Genomic DNA, 23,473 nt, shown 5'->3' on the forward strand with positions numbered 1-23,473 from the left:
AGCGAAGCCGACAGCGTCCTGTCAATGGCCCTTGTGGGCGGCGGCTCCAGCGCCCACGTACCGAGCATCACATGATGGGGGCTTTTTTGAAGACAGCAGTGACAGTTCAGCTCAAGATCGAATTGCCGTCCGGTGTCTTTCAGGCGCTGAGGCAGGCTGCGATGCAAAGCAGAACTTCTGCCGAGCAGCTTGCGGCGGACTGCGTGTCGCAATCTTTCGAAACTGCCCTGCGTCACCGCGTGCTCATCGAGCGCCAGGAAGAAATCGATCAAGCGCTACTCACCATTGCCGAGTTTGTTGGAGCTCTTGCGTCAGCTTCCGTGGCTCCTCCGGCAGAGCATTTTCCTGTCAGGGACAAGAGGTGACGGTTTCTCTGCACGTGCTCGGTTGCGGGCCGAGTGCGGGCAGCTATTACACGGATGATCCGAACCGCGAGGCGAAGCCCCGAGCGCGCGACGAGTACTACGCGAGCGAAGGCAAAGGGCATTGGTGGTCGACCGGGGAGAGCCTCGTCCGCAACGGCGCTCCGATCGAGCGAAGCACTTTCCGCGATCTCTGCAGCGGTATTGATCCCCGTAACGGCGCTGCCCTAGTGCGTGGCGCTGGCGCTCGACACCGCGCCGGCTGGGATCTGACGTTTTCGGCACCGAAGAGCTTTAGTCTTTTGTGGGCGGCCGGTACCCCGGAGCAGCGCGAGAGGCTTGAGCAAATTCAACGCGAGGCAGTGCACCAGGCCCTGCAATTTCTCGTGCGAGAACGTCTCGTTTATGTACGTCTCGGAGCCGGTGGGTGCCGGCGAGAACAACCGACAGACATCATCGTCGGCCTCTTTGAGCATTTCACTTCGCGGGAAGGCGACCCTGCCTGCCATGTGCACGCGGTCCTCTTAAACTTGGCCCGCTCTGCGGACAGAAAATACCGCAGCTGTGATACCGACCATTACGAATGGCAGCTCGCAGTAGGCAGCGCGTTCAGGTCGGCGCTCAGTGCGGGGCTGCGGTCGCTCGGCGTCACGTTCCGCCGCGCAGGTCGAGATCAGTTTGAGATAGCGGGCATCCCGCAATCGCTCATTGACGCATTTTCTAAACGGTCTCTTCAAATCGAGGCGGTCACAGGTCGCAGCGACTCATCAGCTGCACAAAAGGAACTTGCTGCGCTCGCCAGCCGCAGAAGCAAGGCTGACGTGCCGACCGGTCTGGCGCTCGAGGCTCGTTGGAGGCGGGAGTTTGATGCACTTGACGTCGATCCGTGGACCGCGGTTACCAGTCCAACCATCTCGGTGACAGCCGGCGATGAATTGAATCCCGATCATGAGTTTGAGGCGCCTGAAATCGCCGGGAATACGCCGGTTGCGCGCGCCGCGTCAGCGCATTTTCGGCATGAAGCGATCCTGAGCCGCCGCGTGTTGCTGCAACATTCACTGGCTGAAGCAAGCTTGCACGGAGGCAACATCGAATCAGTCTACGCGGAAGTCGCGGCGCTAGAGAGCGCGCGCAAGCTTTGCGGCCTCACACAAGCGCCAGCTCAATGCTGGACCACGCCGACGATCGCTGCGGCCGAGGCAGCAATGTTGCGTGCGCTTGTGCGAGAGAATGGAAGCTGGTTCGATGCGGCAGCTGTCATGGCAGTCCTTGCATCCGCGCCACACTTGAGCGAGGAGCAAAAGAGCGCTGTTCTGCATGCGACTTCGGCTGCGCCGATCAGTATCGTTGAGGCTGGCGCTGGGACCGGCAAGACTACCTTGGCGAAGGCGATCGTCAACTCAGCGGCGCGGTCGGGCCTGCGGACTGTTGGTCTTTCTCCAAGTTGGATTGCTGCCGATGAATTGACCAAGTCGACGGGAATAGAAGCGGTCGCGGTTGCCAAGTGGCGACACAGCGTGACAACAGGTTACTGCCGATCACCCGACGAGAAGAGCTTGATTTTGATTGATGAAGGCGGGATGGTCGGAACTTCTGATTTTTCGTACATCATGCAGGTGGCGAAAGACGTCAACAGCAAGGTTGTGGTTATATCTGACATGCGTCAACTTGCTCCCGTACCTGGAGCGACGCCGTTGCGTGCCATAGCCGATGTCCTCGAACGCCAAGCCTCTCTATCTCAGGTTCGCCGACAACAGATCGACTGGCAACGAGCGGCATCAACCATCATGGCGCGCGGTGACGTGGAGGCGGGGCTGAGAACCTATGCCGCGCAGGGCCGGATCGAGCTGGTCGCCGGATCCGAACTCGCGCAACGCCGGACTGTGGCTCTTTGGCGTGAGTTACGGGAAACATACGGCGATGATGCAATCGTTATCACGCGACGTAACCGTGACGCCGCCTCAATCAATCAGCAGGCCCGCCAGGTTCTCCGGGAAGAGGGGCGGATTTCGACAGTCGAACACCAAGTGTCCGCGACGGATCATAGCGGCAAGCTCATCACCATCCCGATCTCAGTCGGAGACCGAATCCGGTTTGGCGAAAACTTACCTCAGTTCGGGGTCCGCAACGGTACGCGCGCGTGCATCGAGTGCGTTAGTGCTGATTGCATGGGGCAGCCACGTCTCACCCTTACTCTGGATAGTGGAAACACTATTGAAGCGGCGTGGTCGGAACTCACGAATAAGAATCGGCAGAAACCAATTGCTGCGCCGCGTGTCACGCACGCCATCGCAGGAACCGTGTATGCCGCTCAGGGTAAAACAGTGTCTGCGGCGGTGCTGCATGTCCAGAGTGCGACCGATGCGCGAGAGGTTTACGTCGGTCTGACAAGGCATCGCGGCGACGCCTATGTCGTGATTGAGTCTAGCAGATTGGAGGCAGCCTGCCGCGCGCGGCAGGCTGATCCTCGGATAGCGCCCAGCCGCCACGCGCTAATCGAGCGGCTCTTTGCCGAGGCACGAAGATATCACGAAAAGGCCAATGTCGTTGACCACGTCGATGATCGCAGGCGCTTTGTTGCGAGTGGAGAGATCAGGCTCGCCGAGCGCGACCCGCGGCTGAATATTGCACGAGCGATCGAAGCCGCGTCGCTGCGGAAGGCCGTCGGTCGGGAGCTTGGCGGCAGCGTGTGGACCTTGATGAAGACGACGACTGCGGAAGTGGCAATGCGCTCGTTCGAGCGCGTCGACAGGATGCTGCGACAGTTGATCACGGGATTGCGCTCGCGCGTTGCGGCTCGACTACGGGAGCGGAGGGAGCCCGACTGGGAGCAAACTCGCTAGTTGATTTGGAAAGTCGTCTTCGCCATAACGCTTTGAAATTACAAAAAGAACTGATATTTGCTACTTAGGCGGGCGAGGACTTGCGAGCTTCGTAAGTGGAACGGGGGGCAGATGGACGAAAGCTTCAGATCGGAAGTCTCTGCCACCCCTGGGGCAGGGCGGCGTCCAGGTTCGACGGACTATCATGCGAAATATTTTGCGCATGAGCTGACGAAACGGAGCCCATCCGACAGCATCGAAATGCTCGCCGGCGTTTTGGCGGACGCACAGGTTGACCTTAATCCTCACCAGATCGAAGCAGCGCTGTTCGCTTTTCGTAATCCGTTTTCGCGTGGCGCGATCCTGGCAGACGAAGTTGGGCTAGGAAAGACCATCGAAGCCGGTCTGCTTCTCTCCCAACGATGGGCCGAACGCAAGCGCAAGCTGCTTATCATCATGCCGGCCAATTTGCGCAAGCAATGGAGCCAGGAGCTTGCCGATAAGTTCCATTTGCCTTTCGGTCATCATGGAAGCCCGGAGCTTCAACGAGGTTCTTCTGGCCGACAATGTCCTTGAGTTTCTGAATCTGCTGAGACAATCGCGCTCGGCACGGAGATGGTCCATTCAAATCGACATGCACCGCAGCAACGTCAGCAGATTCGTGGGCGCCTCGTCCGATACGATCTTAGTCCGACGGCTCATTTGTAGGGGCTTGACCTCCAACTCAGTCGGGTAGCAGGATAGATTGACCGCAACTCAGCAAATTCACCTCAGGCTTACATGGTCATTTCTCTGGGAGAAATTTCATTTGATGAGGAGATCGTCCTTCGGAAGCTGAAAAACGACTTTCGCGATGATTGGTTTCCCGATCCGATTGGCTTTGCCGATTTCATTGAAGAGGGACTACTATCCCAGATTATCACCGAGAACTTTGATAGAAATCACGGCGCCTACGTTCCGTCGCAGGCGTTGTTGCTAAACATACCCAAGGCCAATTTTACGCTGCGGTACGCATTAGAGACGAGTATGTCGGACCGAACCGTGTATCACGCGCTCGCGTCGTACCTTCTCCCGGTCTATGATGACATTCTGTCTTGGCGAGTTTTCAGTCATCGTACCAGCACAAGCGCCGCGAATGACGACGACGCTCGAGACTCCAAGAGATATACGTTTCGCAACGGCATTTCTGCCTGGAATGACTTTTTGGGCTGCGTGAAATCCGCATTGAAGCCGCAAACTGTTCTACTATCGACGGACCTTGCGAATTACTTCGAGAACATCAATGTTCCGAAGCTAAAAGAGGTGATGCTCAATCTGATTCCTGAACTGAAGATTTCGGGAGACGAGAAGGCCAAAGTCCGAGCGCATGTCGGTCATCTATTCAATTATCTGTCTGCGTGGACTTTCTCCAAAGATAAGGGCTTACCCCAAAACCGAGATGCTTCATCGTTCTTGGCGAACGTCTACATGTGTAGCGTTGATCGCATTATGATTGAGAAGGGGTATGACTATTTCCGATACATGGACGATATCAAGATCATCTGTGGCGATATTCCATCAGCTCGGCGGGCTTTGAAAGACCTTACTCTAGCGCTGCGACCGATTGGTCAGGTAGTGAATTCCGGGAAAACGCATTTTGTCCATTCAACCGACGAAGAGGGACTTCAAAAATGTCTGGCGTCGGGAAATGTGGAAATGAAAAGGATAAATGCGGCGTGGCAATCTAAATCGCTTAAGGAAATTTCACGCTCGTTCGTGCCCTTGAAGGAGTTAGCTCTCAGCGTTCTGAAATCAGGTGGCTATGACAGTAGAGAATTTCGCTTTTGCATCAATCGGCTTGAAACATTGGCTCGTTGCAGCGAATTTCATGTTCCCGCAAAGTATTTCGAGGACCTCACTCCGCTCGTGCTAGCGGGCCTAGATGATGCGCCGGTTGCAACGGACCAAATCTGCAAATATTTGCGCGCTGTAGACTTGAGCCAAGCTGACCTTCAGACACTCTTCAACCATTTAACGGACAGCTCTCGGTCGTTTTATAATTGGAAGAATTACCTGCTGTGGATTCTTCTGACGCAGAAGGGTTTTAAAACAGTCGCCGCGCTTGATTATGCTCGGCTGCTAGTCTCAGAACGAGAAGATGATCCGACGCGGGCCGGCGCAACAATTTACCTAGGCGCGCTAGGAGACACTTCCGACAGAGCACGTATAGCGGAGCACTTTAAGAATTTGAATACGTTCCTAGGTCAACGAAGTGCTGTAATCGCAGTGCAAGAGCTTCACTTTCGTCCGACCGCAGCTGGTGGTCCCAGCATCGACACTCATGTGAGACCCCATCTCCGCACGGATTTGAAGGGAGCGTATCGCGCACTCAATCGAGCCGGGCTTTACGTATCGCAATTGGAGCCGCTTTCCATAGCTCGATTTGTTGATTTGGAGCGTGACTACGATGGGTGATGTCTTTCTTTTGTACAAGCCTGATCCGTTTGGTGTCGGGGGCTCGCGCTATTTCCGGGCCAGCGCGGAAGATGCAGACTATATTCAGGCGGAGCAGGTAGGCGACATTCAGGACGAAATCATAACCTATGAAGCGGCAACGTTAATTGACGACCTGCGACGGAATGGCGCTCAGCTTCCGTCCAAGATGATCGACATGAGCGAGGCGATCCGGCTTCTTACCGGATTGTCTCGTGCGGATGGCGGAGAGCCGAAATGGAATTTCTGGCGGCGCATCAGAACCGCTTTTGATAACGAAAGCGACTGGCTAGCTATACGTGCGATGCACGAGTCGCGTGAGATCCCAGAATCGCCAAACGAATTTGAGCTCTTTTCTGCATTCGCTAGTGCAACAGCGAGCCTATGGTCTCTGCTGAAGACTGAACTTGAGGAAGCGAATGAATCAGACAGATTTTTTCAGGTAGAGATTCCCGTCGCCAGGATTTTCCATGCACGTCAGTTTAAGGGAGTGAGCATTGATGCGAGCGCAGTGGATGCAAGCCTCAAGAGTGCGTCAAACGAAAAGTATGAGGCTTATCGAGATGTTGCGGACCAACTGGGGATTAGCCCGACAGGGCTAAATTATTGGAATGTTTCACGCCATTTGCCACTGGCAGAATCGAGCGTGCTTCAAGAAGTCGTCAAAGGATACGCACTTCGAGACCAGCTAAGAATTTCGGCAGATGTTTCCAAATTTGCGAAGGCTTTTACAAATCTCATGGATGCATCTCGGGATGTAGACATTCTCACCCGATTGACGAATGCGCATGGCCGGACGTTTCCTACTTTTCATTCGTTTGGGACTATAAGCTCCCGAATTTTGGTGTCTGATCCCTACTTGCAGGAATTGCGAAGACGACATCGGAAGGTTTTCTCCGCCGATCAGGGACGCCATCTAGTGTACTTCGATTATTCACAGTTTGAGCCTGGAATAATGGCATCATTGGCCAACGATGATGAGCTTATCCAAATGTACAACGACGGCGATATCTATGCCGCGTTCAGCACGGCATTGTATGGCAATGCGGATCATAGGGATCAATGCAAGAAGATTTTTCTCGCTTTCAGCTACGGCATGAATGAGCACGGCATTGCCAAGTTGTTGGCAGGTGACGACTCAAGCGCTGCGGATAGATCAGCGATAGAGATCAAGGTGACCACATTCTTCAGTCGATTTAAGCGCTTGAACGATTTCAAGTCTGCGCTCGAACTACTCTTGTTGAAGGATGGCCGTATTTCGACTCCAATGGGAAATCGACGCAAACGGAGCAGTTCGGGCTCGGAATTGACCTCCCGCGAGCGCCGTTGGGCCACTAGCCAACGGGTACAGGGGACCGCATCTTTGATATTCAAAACGGCTCTCATCAATTTGGCATCAACCTTCGGTCCTGACGCCATTCTCCTACCCATGCATGACGCAGTACTGATGCAGTTCAAGACCGATGAAGATACAAACTCGAATGTGGGTCAGGTCAAAGAGATTATGGCGGCTGCCTTTGCGAAGTGGTGTCCTGCCGTTAACGCCAGAATCACGCACGGGCCGTTTTCTTAAGATCAAGCTGCTAAGGCATCGGTGATGATGGTCTCACCGTAAGATCGCCGCAATACATCGGCATCCGGTCTTCCCTGAGTAGGATACAAATTCGTCAGTAGCCCCGCGATTCTCAGCGGCCAATTCTTCCATTTGAGCCGGGAACTGTGCTTCGACGTGTTGCTTGGCTATTCTCCGGATCGTAGATGGATACTTGTGAGTTCACCAGCGCCCCTAATCGGCTTTACGTAACTGAGCTCGACATGAGTAACGCTTCCCGCTTCGAGCCGTGACTGCAGAGCCCAAAAAGCATCTGAAGGCAGGTACGCCAACACGGATCGCTGATTGCGCTTGAGCGTTACAGGCAAAAAGAAGGTACCACCTGCACCGCTCTTCGGAGAGCTCTCATCAAAGCGTCGCGCACAGACCAAAGAGCACTCCAGCTCTGCGCCGAGATGATCTGCATTTGGAGGCTGCATTTTGACGACGGTCGTGCTCAGATTAATGATCGCCTCGTCGTCCAAGAATTGATGTCCCTCCGTATGATGACCCGCAATAAAGTAGCTGAACGATGTCGAATGAATTCTGCCGATCAGGCGGTATTCTGGATCGACGTTTGCATTGCGCTTCCTCGCGGCAGCCATGTGCTTCTCCGTTCGACTATTGGTCGCCCACGATGGTACTCTGGGCCATGCCGGGCACGATTAGGCTAACGCGCAAGCGTGCCATGTAATTCTTGAAAGTCTGCGGATAGAATTTCCGCCCGGTTGTCGTCGTGAGTCCCGCATCGTTCAAGTGCCGTGAAATTTCGCTGTAAGAACGCCGCAATAGATCCGCATCCAGTTTTCGCTTGAGCTGAGATGCAAATTTGTCAGCGGCGTTGCGATTCTTCGCGGCCAAATTCCTTCCGTTTGATCCGAGGATTTTGCCTCGGCGTTTTTGCTTTACCTGTTCGCCTAGCGAACCACGAAGCTCATCGCTCAAGCAAAACGGGCTGAGGGCTGAGACGCGCCTGACTGTGGACCCTGATACTCAGCGCTTTGAAGTGATTTTCCGAGACGGTCAGGGCATGACGCTGTTCGTCGATCCTGAAGAACCGGCCAAGTTCATCCAGAAGGTGAGTGGTAAGGCGCCGGATTTCGACGTCCTTTCCGCTGACGGCATTGTTGTCCAGCTGCGAGCTGACGAGCCCACGCTCGACGGGAAATAAAGAATCCCAAACATGTCACTCAGAGAACTCAAATTACCCGTCGGGAAAATAGCGGGATCGGATCACGTAGCCCTGATCGCTTACCTGTTTCTCGCGAATTCCAGGATTCGATCCACTTCTCTTCGGATAGGGTCGAAGTAAAACTTCTGCCCTAGCACAACGAAGATTTGGCGACACGGGTCAACTAACTTGAAAATGTGACCAATGGCCTCATCGGCCAACTCATGGCTATCCACGGCGGCGTCTGGAAAGAAGTAGCCAGCATCATTCCACAACAAATACTCATCTAAACGCTCATCAAAATGCTCAAGGGCGTTCCTCAATTCGCGTCCGTATAACGGTGAGGATTCATCGATCCCAAAGTGCCGCCGCAACCGTTCTCCGCGAGCTGAGGCGACGCCCTGTAACCGAGCGGGCCAGAAAAACCGAGATAGCGAGGCCGCATGCGACAATGCTTCGTGAACCGAGGATACGATTTCATCCGCGGTCGCCCCTGAGTCGAGACCATGCTCATACCGCATGAATGCGTCGTGAGCTCTTGAAGCCGAATACAAAACCGAGCGCTCGTAAAACACGCTGTAGATAGGCAGAATACCTCCCGCCTCCTTTACAAGGGCTGTGCGCCGAGCTCTCTCCCGAGCTTGCTCCGTCTCAGACATTTTGTTCAACCCTTGCGAAATACTAGAATGACCTTAGCACTAAAGATAGCCATTACTCGTCAAATGCGAGTTCTCCACGAGTATGCGAACTAACAAGACATTGGAGGGGGCTTTGTCGATGGAGCCGCTAACTGTTGGACAGGAAAAAGATCGGCGCAATCAGCTATGGACGGAGCTTGCGGAGAAAGCAGAGGCTTCGTCGGCCCCAGCATCCGTACTGAACGAACTAAAGATATTCTATGGAGGTCGCGGCATCTGGGTCGACAAGGCAAATACTCAAGGGATCGGCGGCAGCGAGCATGGAGTTACAGTGGGTCTACTACACTCCGGAGCAGCGTATGCTGATGACTTGTTTGATGATGGCGCGATCTACCATTATCCCAGCACAAGAACAGCGGGCCGTGATCGTGCAGAAATAGAAGCAACAAAGGCTGCTGGGCGCCTTCGCTTGCCTTTGTTCTTCACGATCGTTCCACAACGAGGACAAAGCCGCGTTGTTAAGCTGGCCTGGGTAGAAAAGTGGGACGATAATCTACGGCTCTTTTTTGTGAGCTTCGGCGATCAGCCGGAGCAGCCTCAAACAGATGGTCGAACGGATGAGGACGATTTCGAGCTAACCATCCATCGCTCCTCCGAGGAGAGGCGTGTCAATCGACCCAAGCGCGCGGCTCGATTCAAGTACGATGTACTCGAGTATTATGGCCAGTCGCGCTGCTGTATGTGCGGTATCCGAGCCAGCCAACTATTGGATGCAGCACATATCGTGGATGTTAGTGCTGGCGGCAGCGATCACAAGAGAAACGGCCTGATCCTTTGTGCTAGTCACCACCGGGCTTATGATGCCCATCTGATTGCAATTCGCCCCGACACTCATGAGATCTTGGCCGCTACTGATGATCTAACCCTCGAAGACCTGGGCATAAGTTCCGATTCGCTGGCCCATCTCCCGAGAAAGCCGCACATCAAGGCTCTCACCTGGCGTTGGGATCGGTGGCAGGCTCGATCGAAGTTTGAGGTCGAGCAGATCGCAAAAGATAGTTCTTGACCGTCTGCGCGTAGAACTTCCGCCCGGTTGTCGTCGCGAGTCCCGCATCGTTCAAGTGCCGTGCAATTTCGCTGTAAGAACGCCGCAATAGATCCGCGTCCAGTTCTTCTCTGAGTTCGGATGCAAAGTCGTCAGCGGCCTTGCGATTCTTCGCGGCCAAATTCCTTCCGTTTGACCCGAGAACTTTGCCCCGGCGTTTTGCTTCGGCCAACGCTGCCTTTGTCCGTTCGGAGATCAGCCGGCGCTCCTCTTGTGCAAGGGCAGCAAAGTTGTGCAGCTGGAAATCGGTGGCGTTGGGCATTTCAGCACATACCAAGCCAATTCCTTGCTTAAGGATGTTGGCGATGAAGCTGACCCGACGAGAGAAACGGTCCAGGCGAGCGATTACAATCTTGGCGCTCTCGCGCTTGGCCAGATGGATCGCTCGCTGCAATTCTGTGCGGGAATCGTCCTTCCCGGATTGGATATCGCAGAATTCAGCGATCAGCGTGCCGGCGCCTGCAACGAAATCAGCGATCTTGCGACGCTGAGCGGCTAAGCCGAGACCAGACTTGCCCTGGCGTTCGGTGGACACACGGAAATATGCGATGAATTTTGACAAGTGCCCCTCATAGGTAAGCGAGGGGCGTGATCATCCAAACGAAGAACTCAGACAACGGATCGTTTTAAGCATCTAGAGCCCGTTGATCAGCCGCCATCCTTCCGTTCTGAATAGTATTTCTTGAACTCGACGCGCTCAGAGAGTGCAGAGGGGCGACACCGCCTTCTCTACTGGCCCGCACACGCACGTCATGGGCCGCAGGATCGACACGAGAGGTGCATTCATTGACAAGAACGATGCCGACCACTCGTTTGATCTCATGGCCTACGGGAAAGCATTTACGCCGTGGATGCACCAGCATCATCACAGGCGAGCCGATCAACGCCGACCGCGTCACATCGCTCGGTAAAATCGCCTTTCAGAACGCTGTAAGCGCCTGCGGCTCGCGCTGGCTCTACATCATTTCCGCAGTTGACCGGCAAATAGCCCGATTCGCAGCTCGTAAAGCCCTTTTTGTGCGGGATACACCCTTGAATCACAGCCACGTGACCTTGTAACCGGAACTTGTCCTGCCCAGATTCCCGCCAACCGCCGAGGAGGGCCGGGAAATGATCACCGAGGACGACTTTTTAGCTGCTGCTGATTGTCCGCCCGATCTGGCGTTTGTGCGCCTGGAGCGCAAATTCCGGGAAATGCTGGAGAGCAACCTGGAGAGCTCTCAAAACGGCAACATGTACGAGCATTTCGTCATTGAGTACATGAACCACACGTTGGCAGCCGCCAACGCCCTTGGTCTGGATATTCTGGAGTTCTTCTCGGTCCCCGACCCCAACAACACCTCGAACCTGACCCAGACCTACAACCACTTCCGCCAAGTGGTCGACGGCTACACCGTCGGGGTCCACATCAGGAATATCCGGGTTGGGCCGGCAACGTCGCTGCCCTTCGACGAGCACGAAAAGAAGCACATCCGGGCCTACGTCACGAAGATTAAGGAAATCGTCGACGCCTCAGCCCTGGAGGCCGCGAAAAAAGAGGCGCTGATGAACCGCCTCAACGCCTTCCTTGCTGAGGTCGATAAAGACCGCACCTCGATGCAGCGCTTCCAGGACTTCATCATGTCGCTTGCCAAGACCACGGCCGACGCAACCGAAGAGCTAGAGCCGACGTGGAAATGGGCACGGCTCATCGCCGCCATCTTCGGTGTCCGCCAGGACACGGAGAACGCCAAGCTGCCGCCGCCGCCGAAGCGGATCGAGAGGCCCAAGCAGCAGATACCGCCGCCGTCTGCACGTAACGGCACCAGGCGGGCTGATATGGACGACGATATCCCCTTCTGATGAACCCCCGGCAGGACATCTACAAAGCCTCCCGCGAGGGGCAGGATAAGTACACGTACTTCCTGCTCGCCGCCGCCGGCGCAGCCATCGCCTTTGCCGTGACGCAGTCGCAGACGGCGACGCTGTCCTGGTCAAAGCTGCCGCTTGCCCTTGCCGTCCTATCGTGGGCTTTCAGCTTCTATGCCGGGTGTCGGCAGCTTCGCGACGTGGCCAACGTCATGAGCGCGAATTACGACATGCTGCGGGTCCAGGAAGGGATCCACCCCCAGTATCCCAATCACCCACAAGTCCTCGAAATTATCGAGGAAGCTGTGCGTAAACTCGCCGACAAGACCGGCAGGTGGGGCGTGTGGCAGTTTCGCTTTCTTATTCTCGGAGCGGTCTTTTACGTCCTCTGGCACGTCACTGAAATGGCGCTGCGCACGCCCGGCTTGACCGTCCCTTATCTCGGGTACTCATAGCGGCCCGCTTTTGGTTAGCGGGAGATCAGTCCCTTCATCACGCCACGCCCGATGGCCCCCAAGAGAGTATTGGGACCAAAATCTTCGAGGTAAGAATCAATACTCAAGCCCCGCCGGACCTTGCATTGCACGTCCTCGATCCTACACATGACCTCTGGCTCTACGAGTTTCCCGTCGAAAAAAACAGCGACCTCCAGCCGCTCTTTCGGATTGAGAAAGGCGGCGGTCAACCTCACGCTGGAATATTGCTCTACCGACGCTACCTTCATTAGCACGTCTGTCTGCAACAGCAGGCTCGATGCATTCAGACTCGGTTGAACGAATTTATGCGGCCCGGGCAGCAATATCTCAAACGAAAAATTGGCAATGGAGGTATTACCGTTGTTATAGGCATGCACCTCCGCTCGGTTAAGTGAGTCCAATTCCTGCTTATTGATCGTGACTTTCGCGATCTCTCCGCTCCGCGCCTTCAGTGAATCGGTCAGGCTCTCCGACTTCCCCGCAAAGAGGATTACCCGCTTGCGCTTCTGCACCAGCGTATAGGTCACAGCCGCGCCGATCAGTGCGCCTACCGTCGCCCCAATAATAGGGGCAATCGGCCCGACGTACAGCGTCCACCATTCCGGCATATCCACACCCCCCAACCCGATTCGCCCGTAGGTGGCATATTACAGTGAGTCTATGGTCTAAGTTAAGGATAACGCGCAGAGTGGAGCCTTCCGCGCGGCGTCACGTGAGCCGATTGCAATTCGTGCGTGTTGCGTGTGTATTGTTGTCCCGGTGCGGGGAGACAAAATGCCGAAGAAATTGAAGAAGACCGGGAAGCAAAGCGGGGATTTATTCCCGGATTCGTCAACTCTGAATCGGCTCCGCGATCATGACCGTAAGCTGGAAACGGAAATAGCGCACAAAATCGGCGAACTTTTTCAAGCAGCGAAATTAGATCTGACTACATTGCCCGATGGTGGCCGAGCCCGTCCAGGCGATCTCTTATTCAAGCGGACCGACTTCGGGCAAGAGCGGCGCTACATCATCGACTGTGTGCAAGAGATTAATCCTGCAACGGTAAAGCGGGCTTACGAGGACTTCCGCTATTCGCTGGATATGTATAAGCGCCAGGACTTCGATGAATACTGGCTGGTCGGTGCACGTAGCGTCGGCAATCCGATGCGGAAGCGGCCGGAAAATGACCGGCGCTTCCGTGCGCTGGACTTGAAAGAGCTCGAAGCTCTCCTAGCTGTCCCGAAGCCGAAAAAGAACAAGGCCAATACAAGGGTCGGAAAAGCTGTTCTCGCAAACGAGAAGGAGATCAATCTCGCGATCGACGCGCTTGTTCTCCAGATCGACGCTAGACTTGAAGTGTTGAACGCCGAGCGCCCTAATTCTGCCGACGCGCGCGCCCGAGTCGCTGCGGAGATTTCCGTCTTCGAGCGCATGAAAGCCGAGGTCGAACGCATCCGTGAATTGGTCGCGTCGTTCAAAAAGGGCAAGGCGCCTGAGCAAGAGATTGTGAAGGCGACTAAGACATTTCGGCAGGGTGTTGAGCAATGGTGGACCAATAAGAGCGACGACATCCTTAATTCCACTGCGAAGAGCGCGGTCCTGGTTTCGTCAATCGGTCTACTCGCTATGATGAAGGCCGATAGCGTTGCGGCCATCACCGCTGTTGCCGCTGTCGTAAACGGTGGAGCAATCACGCAGAAGGCCAAGCAGATCGGGAAAGCCGTCAAACGCATCGCCAAGCGGACCTTTGTTTCCGGGGATGACGGCGCGGTACAATAGGCTCGGTAGCTCTTGTTTCCAGTCGGCGGTCCCGTGGGCTCAGTCCTGTCACGGCACGGTGACTTGCCTGCCGTGACTGGCAGACCATTAACCACCTACAGATCGGGCTGACGGCCAAACATTTGGTCTATCCAACTCGTTATTTCAGTTTTGAAGCGGGGCGAGAAGCTCCCGCCCAGGACAGCCTCAATCCACTCCCGATGCAATACCGGACCGGGAGGCTCGCGAATTTGCGGCGGCCCTCTTTCCCGGTAAGGACTTGAGGACCTACCGGAACGGCCGGCGCGCGCTAACCCGCCTTGTTATGGGAGCTGACCGCCTGGACCAGCTTGCTTACACGCGGGACGACGACGACCAGGAAGCAAAAAGGGTGGTTGAGGATCTTCTGCTCTCGCCGTTGCTTCAGGCTTTTGCAGAAGCCAATACCGCGCTGGTTCTATTCGGGTGCCACGATGGGAGTGCGGCCCAATCGCAAAGAGATCGGGGACGACGACGCAAAGCTCGTAGCGAATATCCTCATTTCTCAGCACAGGGGACCGGTCGTCATCTACGACGTCGGCTGCTACGCGCAGGACCACCACGCCGCTCTCATACGGCTGGCGTCTGCACGCTCTTGCCCGAAAAGCTGCGCAGCCGTGCGTCCATCCTTATGCCGAAGGTGAGGAAGGGATGCACTTTTGAAGACGCGGATGAATTAGCGAAGTACCGAAAACTGCGTCCCGACGCGACGCGCCAGGACAATCCATATAACCGGTTCATCGACCAGGTGATGCTTAATCCTTGATCGACAAGTATTCCCTGTAAAGCAAGATAAGCTTTTTACCCTGCTTCGACGGTCGCGATGAGACCCAAAAGAAAGCCAGCGGCAATAGAGCGCTCATGCTCAGGGCAACAGAATAAACGGGGAACTGGTCCATACGGTCCAGCGACTTCGATTGAATGAGCGTCGCATACAGCACGGCCGTACCAGAGAAGACCAGCAAAAGGAAAAATATCGTCTTCGGCATGAACGACTCGACCAGGCCATTTGCTTTGAGCCGGTCCACCGCGGCGTTATTGGAAAGGAGCAGGCCGACCGGGGAACGGCCGCGAGTAAGGAACAGCCGCAAATCCGACGGCGCCGTTCGACGAACGATTCGCAGTAATTCTTCCGGATCGTCGCGGTCGTCGAGAATTGCGTCGAGTAGCCCGCGCCACACAGCTGATAGTTGCTCGTCCTTCTCGTCGACTTCGGCGGACGCTTCGGTCCACTCAACGATGGACTTTGCTGCCTTTACGGACACGTCTTCGGCAGATGTCTTCTTTCCCTTCTTTGTGCGCTTCTTTTGGACCGCCTGGACGTGGTTCTCTGTGTTGCCGCGCATCTTCGCGTCAAGTTGGTCCGCCCACACATTGAACGGGACCGAGATCAGCCGGTCGATGGCCGCACCGGTCCTTTTAAGGGGAATTGGTACACCCGTGACTGCGTTTACCGCAGCTCCCAGCGCATCTGACTTATCCTCGCCCCCGTCTTTAGCCGCCATGCCCTATCCCCGCTTTGCGAGCATTCGCCGCATGCTACACTTGCGGGATGAATAATGCAGCATTCCAGCTCGGGAAATCATTCAGCGGCAAAGCGCAAGAAGCAGCTCGGCAAGAAGGGCATGAGCGAGACGATTCGCGCACTGACGAACAGGCGTGGAGCACGGTGCCGGTGCCGTTTTGTGAGCGGCATCTGGCGGTGTTTGAGCAGGACGACTGACATCCTGCCTTTTGCGACATTTCCAACCCGAGGAGGTGGCAAGTAGCGCTATCGGCAGTGTTGTGGTAGTCGGGACGAATGTTCGAGGACATTCCTGATAGCCCTCTAGAGCAGGCCAGGATGATGGAAAATATCCTGCTCGCCGCCTGTGAGGGCAATCGAGCCGCGTCAGGTATGTACTCGCAGCTACGCGGAATGTTGATGAACGATAACGTGCTCAAAGCGCTGTTGCCGGAGTTCGTGCGGACCTGCCGCGATCTCAACCATTTTTGGTCCTATGCGAAGGAACTACCAACCGGCACGAGCCAACATTGGGAGAAGCGTCGTCGGCATGTTCGTGACGGTTTGACCCCCCTGTTTGACCATTTCGAACAGAGGAACACCGCTCCGGTGGACAACGTCGCATCCGATGTATTGAAATCCTTTGACGCTGACGGCGTGCATGTCGTTTGGAATAGAGCCCTTGAGCGTCGTCACACGGACCCCGAGGGTGCGATCACCAGCGCCCGCACTCTACTGGAAACCGTCTGCAAACACGTTCTTGACGAGACCGGCGGTACTTACACAGACACGGATGACTTGCCGTCGCTCTACCGAGCCGTGGCCACGACGCTCAACATCGCTCCCAGCCAGCACACTGAAGATGCTTTCAAGCGGATACTTGGTGGAGCGACGAGCGTGGTGGAGGGCTTGGGTTCGTTGCGGAATAAGATTGGTGACGCCCACGGGAAGGGAAAGGCGGCCGTGAAACCGGCAGCGCGCCACGCTCAGCTAGCGGTCAACCTCGCAGGCGCCATGGCTACATTTATCGTAGAGACGTGGCGCGAACGAACGCCTTAAAAGACTCAGGGCGTGTTCTGAGACGACACGCTGCCCTCGTAATAGATGAACCCCGCATCCGATTGAGGCGTCCGATCCGTTGCGGCCCAATACTTCGCGATCCGCGCAGGCGTGACTAGCGCAGAGCCTTGTTTCAGGTCGCAGTTGAAGGCGGTGATGGCCGCCGCCGGAGCCACCAGCTTGGTCGGGTTCGGCATCAGACCGGCGGTGACGCAGGTCTTGCGGATGTCCTCATAGGCTTCCGTCAGCACGGCGAGGTCGTCGTGGGATCCGATGAAGTCGTCCAGGTACACCGAAATGCACACACCCTTGGCGATGGCCCGGTCGATGGCGTCGGCGACTTCGGACTTCATCAGAACGAGGCTTGCGAGCAGCGGTGACTGGACGAAGCCGATTGGCAGGGCGTGCGGCGGACCGGGCGTCGGGTTCTTGACGCAGGACCACATAGAAAAGGCGTTGGCACCGGGATAGGCCCAGTGACGCAGAGCGCGGGTGACCCGCATGCGCGCTATCGAATAATAGAAATTCTGAATATCAATTTTGAAGAAAAGCTTGTTGTTGAGGTGCGCGTGCAGGGCCGCTACGTGGCCGCCCTTTTTGAAGTGATACATGTAGTCGGGAAAGATGACCCGCTTTTTGAAAAACGCCAGCATGCGCCGGCCCCGGCGCTCGCACTTTTCATTCGGTACGAAAAACCACTTACCGCGCGACCGATACTTGTAATCGTAGTTGACGATCATGGCAGTTGGCGACCTTACCCACAATTTCGATCAGAAGTTTGATGGCCGAAAGCACCGGCACCAACCATTCCGCGATCTTGCGGGTAAGGGTCGCCACACGTGCTAAAAACTTGCGCATGCGGCATCTCCATCGTTCACCGCCAGCTACCCGCGACCCAATAACTTGGAGTCGTCAACCGAGAAGCACCTGGTCCATAGCGTAACACCACGTACCAGTTGTCCGAACCGAACGTTCCATACCATTACGTACAGATCATCCGGGATCGCCAGGTCATCGCCAGCGGAGGTGCTCAACGTGGAGATGCAAGTTCCATCTTTCAAGGCTATTGACTTAAATTCTTGTGTTTCACCTTTGTTCTCTATTGTGTTGGAGAAATTCCGCGAGGGGTGGCAGCTCGACTGGCGCATCACCGCTCGGTCCGCCTGGAGCAATCGGGACGGCATGAAAAGCAATCAGGCGTGCTCGTACAGCTACGACCTGGACCTCAGGACCCTCGTTTGGACCCGTGGCGCTGCCTTCCCCCTCTCAGACCTCGCGGCTAGACAAATGCCCGCGATGCGACTCGCGGCGCGTCGCATTGATTTTCATGCACGAGAGAATTGCGGTAGCAAAAGCAGGGAGATGTATCGAACGTAAGTGCTCTTGCGCATCTTTTTGTTCTCCGCCTCGTCGGAGGAGTAGATGCTGTTCTTGCTGATGCGCCAATATTCGAGCTTGCGTCCTCTGACCGCACGTTGCCACGGCATGCCCTTGCCGTCCGTGTCGTCGAGGTTAGCTTCCAGACCGGTGAAAAGGTAGGTCACTGCCTCAAGCAGCTTCTCCTCATCCTGGGAGAGCTTGGGTTCAGAATCGAAGCATCCCGCAAGGGCAAAGGCTGCGCCCATCGCAGCTATCAGCTTCAGCCGCAGCATCACTCGACCCCAGCTATGCGGCGGAGCATTTGCGTATCTGCGCTTACCGTTATCGGCCATTGCCGCCTTGATGTGGCATTCCCGCGCCGCCAATTGATCGCAACCTTAATAGATTGCTGGCCAAGCGCTTCAATGGAGACGCCGCCCTGGAATTTGGGCAGCAGGATCAACTCTTTGCTTTCCGTGGGCTTCAGCATAAAGGGCGGAAACATGCCTTCCTCGACTTGGCCGCGGATAAGGTTTCCGGTCACGAAGTCCTCAGAGAGGAAATAGACGCTGCGCTCCTCTTTCGCGCCTGTCACGATCACATCGTATTGGGTCGTGTTCGTTATACGAATCGCGAGCAGCTTCCGGTTTCCGCCTATCGCACCGATCACGCCTCCAATCGTGCCGACGACTGCGCCAACGATGGCGAACCAGCCCACTTACCTCTCCCCACCTTCGTCCGGTAAGTTGTACCATTTCCCCGCCTCGCGTCCATAAGCTCTCCGAATGACCTCGATCAGCTTCGCGTCCAGGTTGTATGTGAGCGACTTCCGCGAGAACACGCTTCAGGGTGGCCCACACGATAGTCTCGGCTTATTCGGGTTCTGGGAAGGCGTCGCAGCTTGATATGCCGCCGGTGTCACGTGAGCCGCTAATATCCTTCGTCCGGTTGCGCTGGCATGGTCAGGATGATGCGCTTGAGTTCGCCGACCTGAAACTGTGTGTCCATGAGCTGCTGGAATTGCGCATACATCTGCTCATTCCCGAGGCTGAGCTGCGGGGCCATTTGGATTGTCGGCGCGGTGTGAAACCAATCAACTATAGCTCCCCACGGGACGTTAGAGAAGGCATCGATCAGATATCCGAGCCCGTACGCCGCAAACCCGATCGAACTCAAGAATTGGATGATCTGCTGGACCACGAGAGCCATGCTGAATCCCGTCAGTGATCAGGACGCAGGAGAATAACCCGATTCGCAGCGGTCACCGTCTGTGAATTGCGGGGATTGCACATTAGGATCGCAAGTTACTGGCTCTGCGTGCGTATTTGGGTGACAGGGGAGAGAAATGGCCAAACGGACCAAAAAACCATCGGACCGGGAGTTTTCATCAGCTCTCCGTCAGATCGGTGCAAAAGATAAGGTTGAGGAGGCGGAGTTCGAGCGGCGGGTTGTTGCTGCATTTGACGCAGCGAAATGGAAGGCAATCCGCTTGCCTGATGGCGGCCGTACACGCCCCGGCGACTTGCTTGCTATCCGCAGCGACCTGGGCCAAGAGCGCCGATACGTCATCGACTGCACGCGGGAGGTCAACCCCGGCTCTGTCAAGCGAGCCTATGAGGATTTTCGATATTCTTTGGAGACTTCTAAGCGAACGCCGGACTTCGACGAGTATTGGCTTGTTGGTCCGTACATTATCGGCGAGCCGATGCGGAAGCGGCCGAACAATGACCGGCGCTTCCGTGTGTTCGACCTGAAACACTTGGAAGCCTTGTTGGCTACGCCGAAGCCCAAGCGGGGTGCGGCGACTACTCGGATCGGCAAAGCCGTCCGGGCGAACGAGAAGGAAATCAATCTCGCGATCAACGGCCTCATTCTGCAGATAGATGCTAAGCTCGAAGCGCTGAACGGAGAGCGTCCCAATTCCGACGATGGGCGTGCGCGGATCGCCCGGGAGACTTCTGACTTCAGGCGCATGAGAGCCGCGCTTGAATGCATCCGTGAGATGGTCGCAGCGTTCAAAAAAGGCAAGGCGCCGGAGCAAGAGGTCGTGCGGGCGACCAAAACGTTCAGGCAAGGGGTCGAGGAGTGGTGGACCAATAAGAGTGAAGAGATCATGACATCGACCGCAAAAGGGGCCGTGCTAGTTTCTTCGATTGGTCTTTTAGCGCTTATGAAGGCGGATAGCGTCGCGGCCATTACTGCCGTGGCCACCGTCGTCAATGGTGGGGCAGTCCAAAGGGTCAAGCAGATCGGCACGGCAATCAAACGACTCGGCAAGCGAACTTTCGCTGCCGATAACGACGGCGCTGTGCAATAAAAGTCTCTGGTTGGCGGTCCCGTAGCACATCGTGCGCTCACCCTCATCTGCACCGTATCGGTGCGCGTTTCTCGCGAAGCATAATGGCCACTTCGCGTCGCGGAGGAAGCGCCGCCAAACCAGAGCACAATTTGTATGATGTACGAAAGACAACCCGATCGGAGCCGGATTGATGGCGCTCAAACCTTGGGATGACCGCCCGCACCCTAAGAGGGGGGACAAAAAGGCGGATGCTACGTATGCGGCGGTCGGGCGCGCCCTCACACAGTGGGAGTATCTGGAAACGAGGCTTGCCGAATTGTTTTCGCAGTTGGTCGGCGGGGAATGGCCGAGCGGTGACGACAAGGTCTATCACCCTGCCGATAGAGCCTACGGGTCCGTTTTGGGCAGCTCAGCAAGGCTCACGATGATCGACGAAGCTGCCAGGGCTCATTTTCAATGGTATCCGAACGCACCCTTGGAAAAGCGGCTTCATTATCTTATCGGCACCGAATGTAAGCATTTTGCCGGCAAGCGAAACAACATCGCGCACGGCATTGTGGACATGCGCTTCAGCGATCCACCCAAGCTGAAATTGGGCTATTGGCTCGTTCCAAGCTTCTACGCGACCAAGAAGCACCCGCTCAAAGGGCCAAGCGCGTATGCCTACACTTCTGCCGAGATCGGCTACTTTACCCGCGAGTTCGACCGGCTTTGGGTCGAAGTGGGACAACTGACGAGCGACATCGCCAAGGATCAGCGCTAAGAGGCGCTCGGCAATATGGCAGCCTTTCAAGTCCACTGAAAGTAGCCAACGAATATTCCGACGTCGTAACTCGTCGCACACGCGAAATACAGAACAGAGCCGGGCGAATGATAGCCGCAGAACAGCTCATCGATGAACTGGTCCACGCCGTTAAGCCGCACATCCACGCTCGCCCGTGGCTGAACCGCGTTGGGAAGCGGCTAGCTACGGGCCGGCGCGAATGTGCGAGCCCAGCCACCCCGCTGGCACCGTGGTCTGCGCATAGCCAGTCCCGGTGAGCCAATAGCGCAGGGTGATCTCACCCTCTTGCTGCCGCGTGACCACGGCCGGGTAGCCGGCGCGCCAGGCGCCCACAAACTCCCGGCCGTCGGGTAGCGTCCATTTCACGATCCGGGTCTGGGGCGAGACGACAATCCGCAAGGCAGTGTTGCGCCACGCGGTGAACGCGAGCCCTACTAATGCCACGAGAACGATGATTGCAGCGGCGGTACTCCATCGGCGGCGGAGGGCGGGAAGCCCGGCCACGCTGGTCCGGCGACCCTTCGCCGCGGTGCGACGCGGCAGGGCGGAGCCGATCGAATCACGCAGCCGCCGTCGGTCGGCCGCCGTCAATGCCGGATCACGCAGATGCTCCAGCCGCTCCCGCGCCGGTCGTTCCAACAGAGTCGCGAGGCGCTGTCCACTGGCGCGCTCGACCGCGGCTTGCGCCGTCGCCGCGGCTGCCGTCGCCTCTTCAATCACCGTTTGGGGGCTACCCAGAGCCGCCGGCGCGCTGATTGAAGGACTCTTTGAATGAGCTGCCTTGGTACTTTGCGCCGCCGGTCTCTGAGCCGCGCCGCTAGATGAGGCATTTGTGCCACGACCCGGTCTCGGCGCGCCAGAGTTGCGCTTGGGCGCAGGCGGAGCGCCATTGGAATTCGGGCGCCGCGCGCGCGAACCGGAGCGAGAACTCGCGCCCGGATTCGAGGCTCTACCGCACAGGAGGCGCAGGATCATGCTCCAGACCGCCTGCAGCCAGCGCAGGCAGACAGAGAAGATAGCTGCAAGCCTGTGCGCCATCACGATACCAGCCAGCGAGCGGCCGGCTCGATCGCGCGCATCGCCGCAAGGCGAAAGCCCGTCAAATCGCGCTGGATGCGCAGGCCCCGCATGAGCCCATATTTCTCGCCCAGTCGCTTGGTGTCGAGCGCTGGCACTGAAGCCAACCCGCCCGCATGCAGGATGGCCTCAGCTTCGGGATCCATGTGATGATGTGCTAATCGGGTTACGGTGGCTCCGTCCGCGATACGTTCAAGCTGCTGCGGAGCAACCGGACCGTGAAGCTGGTTCTCGATGAGAAATCGCGCCGACGCCCACGGCGCAGCGATCTCGTTGAGGATCGGGACCGAGGCGAGGGCGCCGGGTTCGGCCGTGGTGACGATCGTAAGACCGAATTCGACGCCGACCTCGCGCAACTCGTCCGCCACCTCGGCGAGCGTCTTCAGCAGCACCGCTGAGGTATTCGCCCCGACGTCCACAAGGACCGGCAGCGTCGCGGATGCAATCGCGTCGACGAATTCATCGAATTCCGCGCGAGCGGCGAGACCGCCGGTGCGTTCGATCTCCTCGCGCGTGGCGCGCACAGGAAAGTGCCTGACGCGAGACCCCAGTTCGACCAGGCGGCAATCCGCATCCAGCTCAAACACCGGTGCGTCCGGGACTGCTTCTCCGCCAGCGCGCACAATCGTGCTTTTCCCGGCGCCACCCTTTTCCTGCGCCACAGCCAACACCTTGGTCATCTGGTCTGTCCTTTCAAAAGGGGTTGAAGGTTGGCGTAAGCTTCTGCGCGAAACGCACTTTCCGAGAAGGTCGTGGCGGGCTGGCGGGACTTTGTTGCAAGCTCAGGTGCGATCGTCGTCACTTGGCCATCGCGCTTCGGGACCAAGTCAGCTCCCACGCGTCGTTTGCGCGCACGACGCGCCTCGCGCTTCCGGATCGCTGATAGGAGGGCACAGAGCCGTCGTCCTGTGAGCGGCTTGCGGTCAGCGCACTGAACCGCACCTTGCTTGGCCAATGCGGCGGCAATCACTTCCCAAGGAACGTTTTCGGCGCGCAGATGCTCGATCGTTGAGAGAGCGGCCGTGATGATCTCGGTCGCTCCCGTGCGCCGGCGAAGGTCGCGAACCTTTCGGATCTCCAATAGGCCGCTCGCGTCCGCCATCAGCTGTCTTGCGTTGACTTTCATG

The 23,473-nt window shown here is 56.7% G+C and carries 26 protein-coding genes; 13 read left to right on the plus strand and 13 right to left on the minus strand.

Features of this window, described 5'->3' with window-relative positions:
• Positions 1-71: 71 nt before the first annotated feature.
• The 5 genes from BM118_RS41770 to BM118_RS28750 all read left to right on the plus strand — a co-directional run bounded on the left by BM118_RS41770 (position 72) and on the right by BM118_RS28750 (position 7,229).
• The gene (locus tag BM118_RS41770; protein ID WP_177234775.1) at positions 72-365 is read left to right on the plus strand and encodes a hypothetical protein; all 294 of its coding nucleotides are present in this window, start codon (positions 72-74) and stop codon (positions 363-365) included.
• The gene (gene mobF, locus BM118_RS28735; protein WP_177234776.1) at positions 362-3,205 is read left to right on the plus strand and encodes a MobF family relaxase; all 2,844 of its coding nucleotides are present in this window, start codon (positions 362-364) and stop codon (positions 3,203-3,205) included. Before BM118_RS41770 ends, mobF begins: the two co-directional genes overlap by 4 nt.
• 111 nt (positions 3,206-3,316) lie before the next feature.
• Positions 3,317-3,760: an SNF2-related protein gene (locus BM118_RS40730; RefSeq protein ID WP_244550265.1), complete on the plus strand. Its 444-nt coding sequence runs from the start codon at positions 3,317-3,319 to the stop codon at positions 3,758-3,760.
• Between the two features lie 204 nt (positions 3,761-3,964).
• Positions 3,965-5,638: an RNA-directed DNA polymerase gene (locus tag BM118_RS28745; protein ID WP_092189627.1), complete on the plus strand. Its 1,674-nt coding sequence runs from the start codon at positions 3,965-3,967 to the stop codon at positions 5,636-5,638.
• Positions 5,631-7,229: a DNA polymerase gene (locus BM118_RS28750; RefSeq protein WP_092189629.1), complete on the plus strand. Its 1,599-nt coding sequence runs from the start codon at positions 5,631-5,633 to the stop codon at positions 7,227-7,229. The genes BM118_RS28745 and BM118_RS28750 overlap by 8 nt, the downstream gene beginning before the upstream one ends.
• A 167-nt stretch (positions 7,230-7,396) precedes the next feature.
• On the opposite strand, the gene BM118_RS40735 is transcribed toward BM118_RS28750, so the two are convergent.
• Complete coding sequence (locus BM118_RS40735) at positions 7,397-7,852, minus strand: hypothetical protein (RefSeq protein ID WP_143099533.1); 456 nt, start codon at positions 7,850-7,852, stop codon at positions 7,397-7,399.
• A gap of 425 nt (positions 7,853-8,277) precedes the next feature.
• Here BM118_RS40735 and BM118_RS41775 point away from each other — a divergent pair, with 425 nt between their 5' ends.
• Positions 8,278-8,418 carry a hypothetical protein gene (locus BM118_RS41775; RefSeq protein ID WP_177234777.1) on the plus strand — a complete coding sequence of 47 codons (141 nt, stop codon included), beginning with the start codon at positions 8,278-8,280 and terminating at the stop codon, positions 8,416-8,418.
• Positions 8,419-8,498: 80 nt separating this feature from the next.
• Here the strand turns inward: BM118_RS41775 and BM118_RS28765 are convergent, their stop codons facing one another.
• Positions 8,499-9,077, minus strand: coding sequence for a hypothetical protein (locus tag BM118_RS28765; RefSeq protein ID WP_092189633.1), 579 nt, complete (start codon positions 9,075-9,077; stop codon positions 8,499-8,501).
• Positions 9,078-9,195: 118 nt separating this feature from the next.
• Between BM118_RS28765 and BM118_RS28770 the strand changes: the two genes are divergently transcribed.
• Positions 9,196-10,122, plus strand: coding sequence for an HNH endonuclease (locus BM118_RS28770; protein WP_244550267.1), 927 nt, complete (start codon positions 9,196-9,198; stop codon positions 10,120-10,122).
• Here BM118_RS28770 and BM118_RS28775 read toward each other — a convergent pair.
• Positions 10,049-10,723 carry a recombinase family protein gene (locus BM118_RS28775; protein ID WP_092189637.1) on the minus strand — a complete coding sequence of 225 codons (675 nt, stop codon included), beginning with the start codon at positions 10,721-10,723 and terminating at the stop codon, positions 10,049-10,051. The two genes, BM118_RS28770 and BM118_RS28775, sit on opposite strands and share 74 nt — an antisense overlap.
• Before the next feature lie 548 nt (positions 10,724-11,271).
• Here BM118_RS28775 and BM118_RS28780 point away from each other — a divergent pair.
• Positions 11,272-12,003, plus strand: a complete 732-nt coding sequence (locus BM118_RS28780; protein ID WP_092189639.1) for a hypothetical protein — start codon at positions 11,272-11,274, stop codon at positions 12,001-12,003.
• Positions 12,003-12,464, plus strand: a complete 462-nt coding sequence (locus tag BM118_RS28785) for a hypothetical protein (RefSeq protein ID WP_092189641.1) — start codon at positions 12,003-12,005, stop codon at positions 12,462-12,464. The genes BM118_RS28780 and BM118_RS28785 overlap by 1 nt, the downstream gene beginning before the upstream one ends.
• A gap of 14 nt (positions 12,465-12,478) precedes the next feature.
• Here BM118_RS28785 and BM118_RS28790 read toward each other — a convergent pair whose 3' ends face one another.
• The gene (locus BM118_RS28790) at positions 12,479-13,093 is read right to left on the minus strand and encodes a hypothetical protein (protein WP_092189643.1); all 615 of its coding nucleotides are present in this window, start codon (positions 13,091-13,093) and stop codon (positions 12,479-12,481) included.
• Between the two features lie 166 nt (positions 13,094-13,259).
• On the opposite strand from BM118_RS28790, the gene BM118_RS28795 reads away from it, so the two are divergent.
• Positions 13,260-14,246 (plus strand): hypothetical protein, encoded by a 987-nt coding sequence (locus BM118_RS28795; protein ID WP_092189645.1) that lies wholly within the window; start codon positions 13,260-13,262, stop codon positions 14,244-14,246.
• A gap of 773 nt (positions 14,247-15,019) precedes the next feature.
• On the opposite strand, the gene BM118_RS28800 is transcribed toward BM118_RS28795, so the two are convergent.
• Positions 15,020-15,769: a hypothetical protein gene (locus BM118_RS28800; RefSeq protein WP_092189647.1), complete on the minus strand. Its 750-nt coding sequence runs from the start codon at positions 15,767-15,769 to the stop codon at positions 15,020-15,022.
• Positions 15,770-16,065: 296 nt separating this feature from the next.
• On the opposite strand from BM118_RS28800, the gene BM118_RS28805 reads away from it, so the two are divergent.
• Positions 16,066-16,827: an abortive infection family protein gene (locus BM118_RS28805; protein WP_092189649.1), complete on the plus strand. Its 762-nt coding sequence runs from the start codon at positions 16,066-16,068 to the stop codon at positions 16,825-16,827.
• 5 nt (positions 16,828-16,832) lie between these two features.
• Here the strand turns inward: BM118_RS28805 and BM118_RS28810 are convergent, their stop codons facing one another.
• From BM118_RS28810 to BM118_RS28825, 5 genes are all read right to left on the minus strand, one after another.
• The gene (locus BM118_RS28810; protein ID WP_092189651.1) at positions 16,833-17,567 is read right to left on the minus strand and encodes a reverse transcriptase domain-containing protein; all 735 of its coding nucleotides are present in this window, start codon (positions 17,565-17,567) and stop codon (positions 16,833-16,835) included.
• Positions 17,527-17,685 carry a hypothetical protein gene (locus tag BM118_RS41780; RefSeq protein ID WP_177234779.1) on the minus strand — a complete coding sequence of 53 codons (159 nt, stop codon included), beginning with the start codon at positions 17,683-17,685 and terminating at the stop codon, positions 17,527-17,529. The genes BM118_RS28810 and BM118_RS41780 overlap by 41 nt, the downstream gene beginning before the upstream one ends.
• 467 nt (positions 17,686-18,152) lie before the next feature.
• Positions 18,153-18,479, minus strand: coding sequence for a hypothetical protein (locus BM118_RS41785; protein ID WP_177234780.1), 327 nt, complete (start codon positions 18,477-18,479; stop codon positions 18,153-18,155).
• On the minus strand, positions 18,479-18,904 hold the full coding sequence (locus BM118_RS28820) for a hypothetical protein (protein ID WP_092189653.1): 426 nt from the start codon (positions 18,902-18,904) through the stop codon (positions 18,479-18,481). The genes BM118_RS41785 and BM118_RS28820 overlap by 1 nt, the downstream gene beginning before the upstream one ends.
• A gap of 212 nt (positions 18,905-19,116) precedes the next feature.
• Positions 19,117-19,395 (minus strand): hypothetical protein, encoded by a 279-nt coding sequence (locus BM118_RS28825; RefSeq protein ID WP_092189655.1) that lies wholly within the window; start codon positions 19,393-19,395, stop codon positions 19,117-19,119.
• A 136-nt stretch (positions 19,396-19,531) separates the two neighbouring features.
• On the opposite strand from BM118_RS28825, the gene BM118_RS28830 reads away from it, so the two are divergent.
• Both BM118_RS28830 and BM118_RS40740 read left to right on the plus strand, forming a co-directional pair.
• Positions 19,532-20,503, plus strand: coding sequence for a hypothetical protein (locus BM118_RS28830; RefSeq protein WP_092189657.1), 972 nt, complete (start codon positions 19,532-19,534; stop codon positions 20,501-20,503).
• A gap of 172 nt (positions 20,504-20,675) precedes the next feature.
• Entirely contained in the window at positions 20,676-21,248 is a 573-nt protein-coding gene (locus BM118_RS40740) for a hypothetical protein (RefSeq protein WP_143099534.1), read from the plus strand.
• Between the two features lie 204 nt (positions 21,249-21,452).
• Here the strand turns inward: BM118_RS40740 and BM118_RS28840 are convergent, their stop codons facing one another.
• The 3 genes from BM118_RS28840 to BM118_RS28850 all read right to left on the minus strand — a co-directional run bounded on the left by BM118_RS28840 (position 21,453) and on the right by BM118_RS28850 (position 23,472).
• The gene (locus BM118_RS28840) at positions 21,453-21,989 is read right to left on the minus strand and encodes a hypothetical protein (protein WP_092189661.1); all 537 of its coding nucleotides are present in this window, start codon (positions 21,987-21,989) and stop codon (positions 21,453-21,455) included.
• A 317-nt stretch (positions 21,990-22,306) separates the two neighbouring features.
• Positions 22,307-23,026 carry a hypothetical protein gene (locus tag BM118_RS28845; RefSeq protein WP_092189663.1) on the minus strand — a complete coding sequence of 240 codons (720 nt, stop codon included), beginning with the start codon at positions 23,024-23,026 and terminating at the stop codon, positions 22,307-22,309.
• A complete protein-coding gene (locus BM118_RS28850; RefSeq protein WP_143099535.1) occupies positions 23,023-23,472 on the minus strand; it encodes a hypothetical protein in 450 nt (149 codons plus the stop codon). Before BM118_RS28850 ends, BM118_RS28845 begins: the two co-directional genes overlap by 4 nt.
• Position 23,473 lies beyond the last annotated feature (1 nt).

The organism is Bradyrhizobium sp. cf659, from assembly GCF_900113725.1.
Taxonomy (GTDB): domain Bacteria; phylum Pseudomonadota; class Alphaproteobacteria; order Rhizobiales; family Xanthobacteraceae; genus Bradyrhizobium.

Excerpts from the sequence above, each read along its gene's own strand:
- BM118_RS41770 (WP_177234775.1), top strand. The coding sequence starts at position 72 with ATGATGGGGGCTTTTTTGAAGACAGCAGTGACAGTTCAGCTCAAGATC.
- BM118_RS40730 (WP_244550265.1), top strand. The coding sequence starts at position 3,317 with ATGGACGAAAGCTTCAGATCGGAAGTCTCTGCCACCCCTGGGGCAGGG.
- BM118_RS28745 (WP_092189627.1), top strand. The coding sequence starts at position 3,965 with ATGGTCATTTCTCTGGGAGAAATTTCATTTGATGAGGAGATCGTCCTT.
- BM118_RS28750 (WP_092189629.1), top strand. The coding sequence starts at position 5,631 with ATGGGTGATGTCTTTCTTTTGTACAAGCCTGATCCGTTTGGTGTCGGG.
- BM118_RS40735 (WP_143099533.1), bottom strand. The coding sequence starts at position 7,852 with ATGGCTGCCGCGAGGAAGCGCAATGCAAACGTCGATCCAGAATACCGC.
- BM118_RS41775 (WP_177234777.1), top strand. The coding sequence starts at position 8,278 with ATGACGCTGTTCGTCGATCCTGAAGAACCGGCCAAGTTCATCCAGAAG.
- BM118_RS28765 (WP_092189633.1), bottom strand. The coding sequence starts at position 9,077 with ATGTCTGAGACGGAGCAAGCTCGGGAGAGAGCTCGGCGCACAGCCCTT.
- BM118_RS28770 (WP_244550267.1), top strand. The coding sequence starts at position 9,196 with ATGGAGCCGCTAACTGTTGGACAGGAAAAAGATCGGCGCAATCAGCTA.
- BM118_RS28780 (WP_092189639.1), top strand. The coding sequence starts at position 11,272 with ATGATCACCGAGGACGACTTTTTAGCTGCTGCTGATTGTCCGCCCGAT.
- BM118_RS28785 (WP_092189641.1), top strand. The coding sequence starts at position 12,003 with ATGAACCCCCGGCAGGACATCTACAAAGCCTCCCGCGAGGGGCAGGAT.
- BM118_RS28790 (WP_092189643.1), bottom strand. The coding sequence starts at position 13,093 with ATGCCGGAATGGTGGACGCTGTACGTCGGGCCGATTGCCCCTATTATT.
- BM118_RS28795 (WP_092189645.1), top strand. The coding sequence starts at position 13,260 with ATGCCGAAGAAATTGAAGAAGACCGGGAAGCAAAGCGGGGATTTATTC.
- BM118_RS28800 (WP_092189647.1), bottom strand. The coding sequence starts at position 15,769 with ATGGCGGCTAAAGACGGGGGCGAGGATAAGTCAGATGCGCTGGGAGCT.
- BM118_RS28805 (WP_092189649.1), top strand. The coding sequence starts at position 16,066 with ATGTTCGAGGACATTCCTGATAGCCCTCTAGAGCAGGCCAGGATGATG.
- BM118_RS28810 (WP_092189651.1), bottom strand. The coding sequence starts at position 17,567 with ATGATCGTCAACTACGATTACAAGTATCGGTCGCGCGGTAAGTGGTTT.
- BM118_RS41780 (WP_177234779.1), bottom strand. The coding sequence starts at position 17,685 with ATGCGCAAGTTTTTAGCACGTGTGGCGACCCTTACCCGCAAGATCGCG.
- BM118_RS41785 (WP_177234780.1), bottom strand. The coding sequence starts at position 18,479 with ATGCTGCGGCTGAAGCTGATAGCTGCGATGGGCGCAGCCTTTGCCCTT.
- BM118_RS28825 (WP_092189655.1), bottom strand. The coding sequence starts at position 19,395 with ATGGCTCTCGTGGTCCAGCAGATCATCCAATTCTTGAGTTCGATCGGG.
- BM118_RS28830 (WP_092189657.1), top strand. The coding sequence starts at position 19,532 with ATGGCCAAACGGACCAAAAAACCATCGGACCGGGAGTTTTCATCAGCT.
- BM118_RS40740 (WP_143099534.1), top strand. The coding sequence starts at position 20,676 with ATGGCGCTCAAACCTTGGGATGACCGCCCGCACCCTAAGAGGGGGGAC.
- BM118_RS28845 (WP_092189663.1), bottom strand. The coding sequence starts at position 23,026 with ATGACCAAGGTGTTGGCTGTGGCGCAGGAAAAGGGTGGCGCCGGGAAA.
- BM118_RS28850 (WP_143099535.1), bottom strand. The coding sequence starts at position 23,472 with ATGAAAGTCAACGCAAGACAGCTGATGGCGGACGCGAGCGGCCTATTG.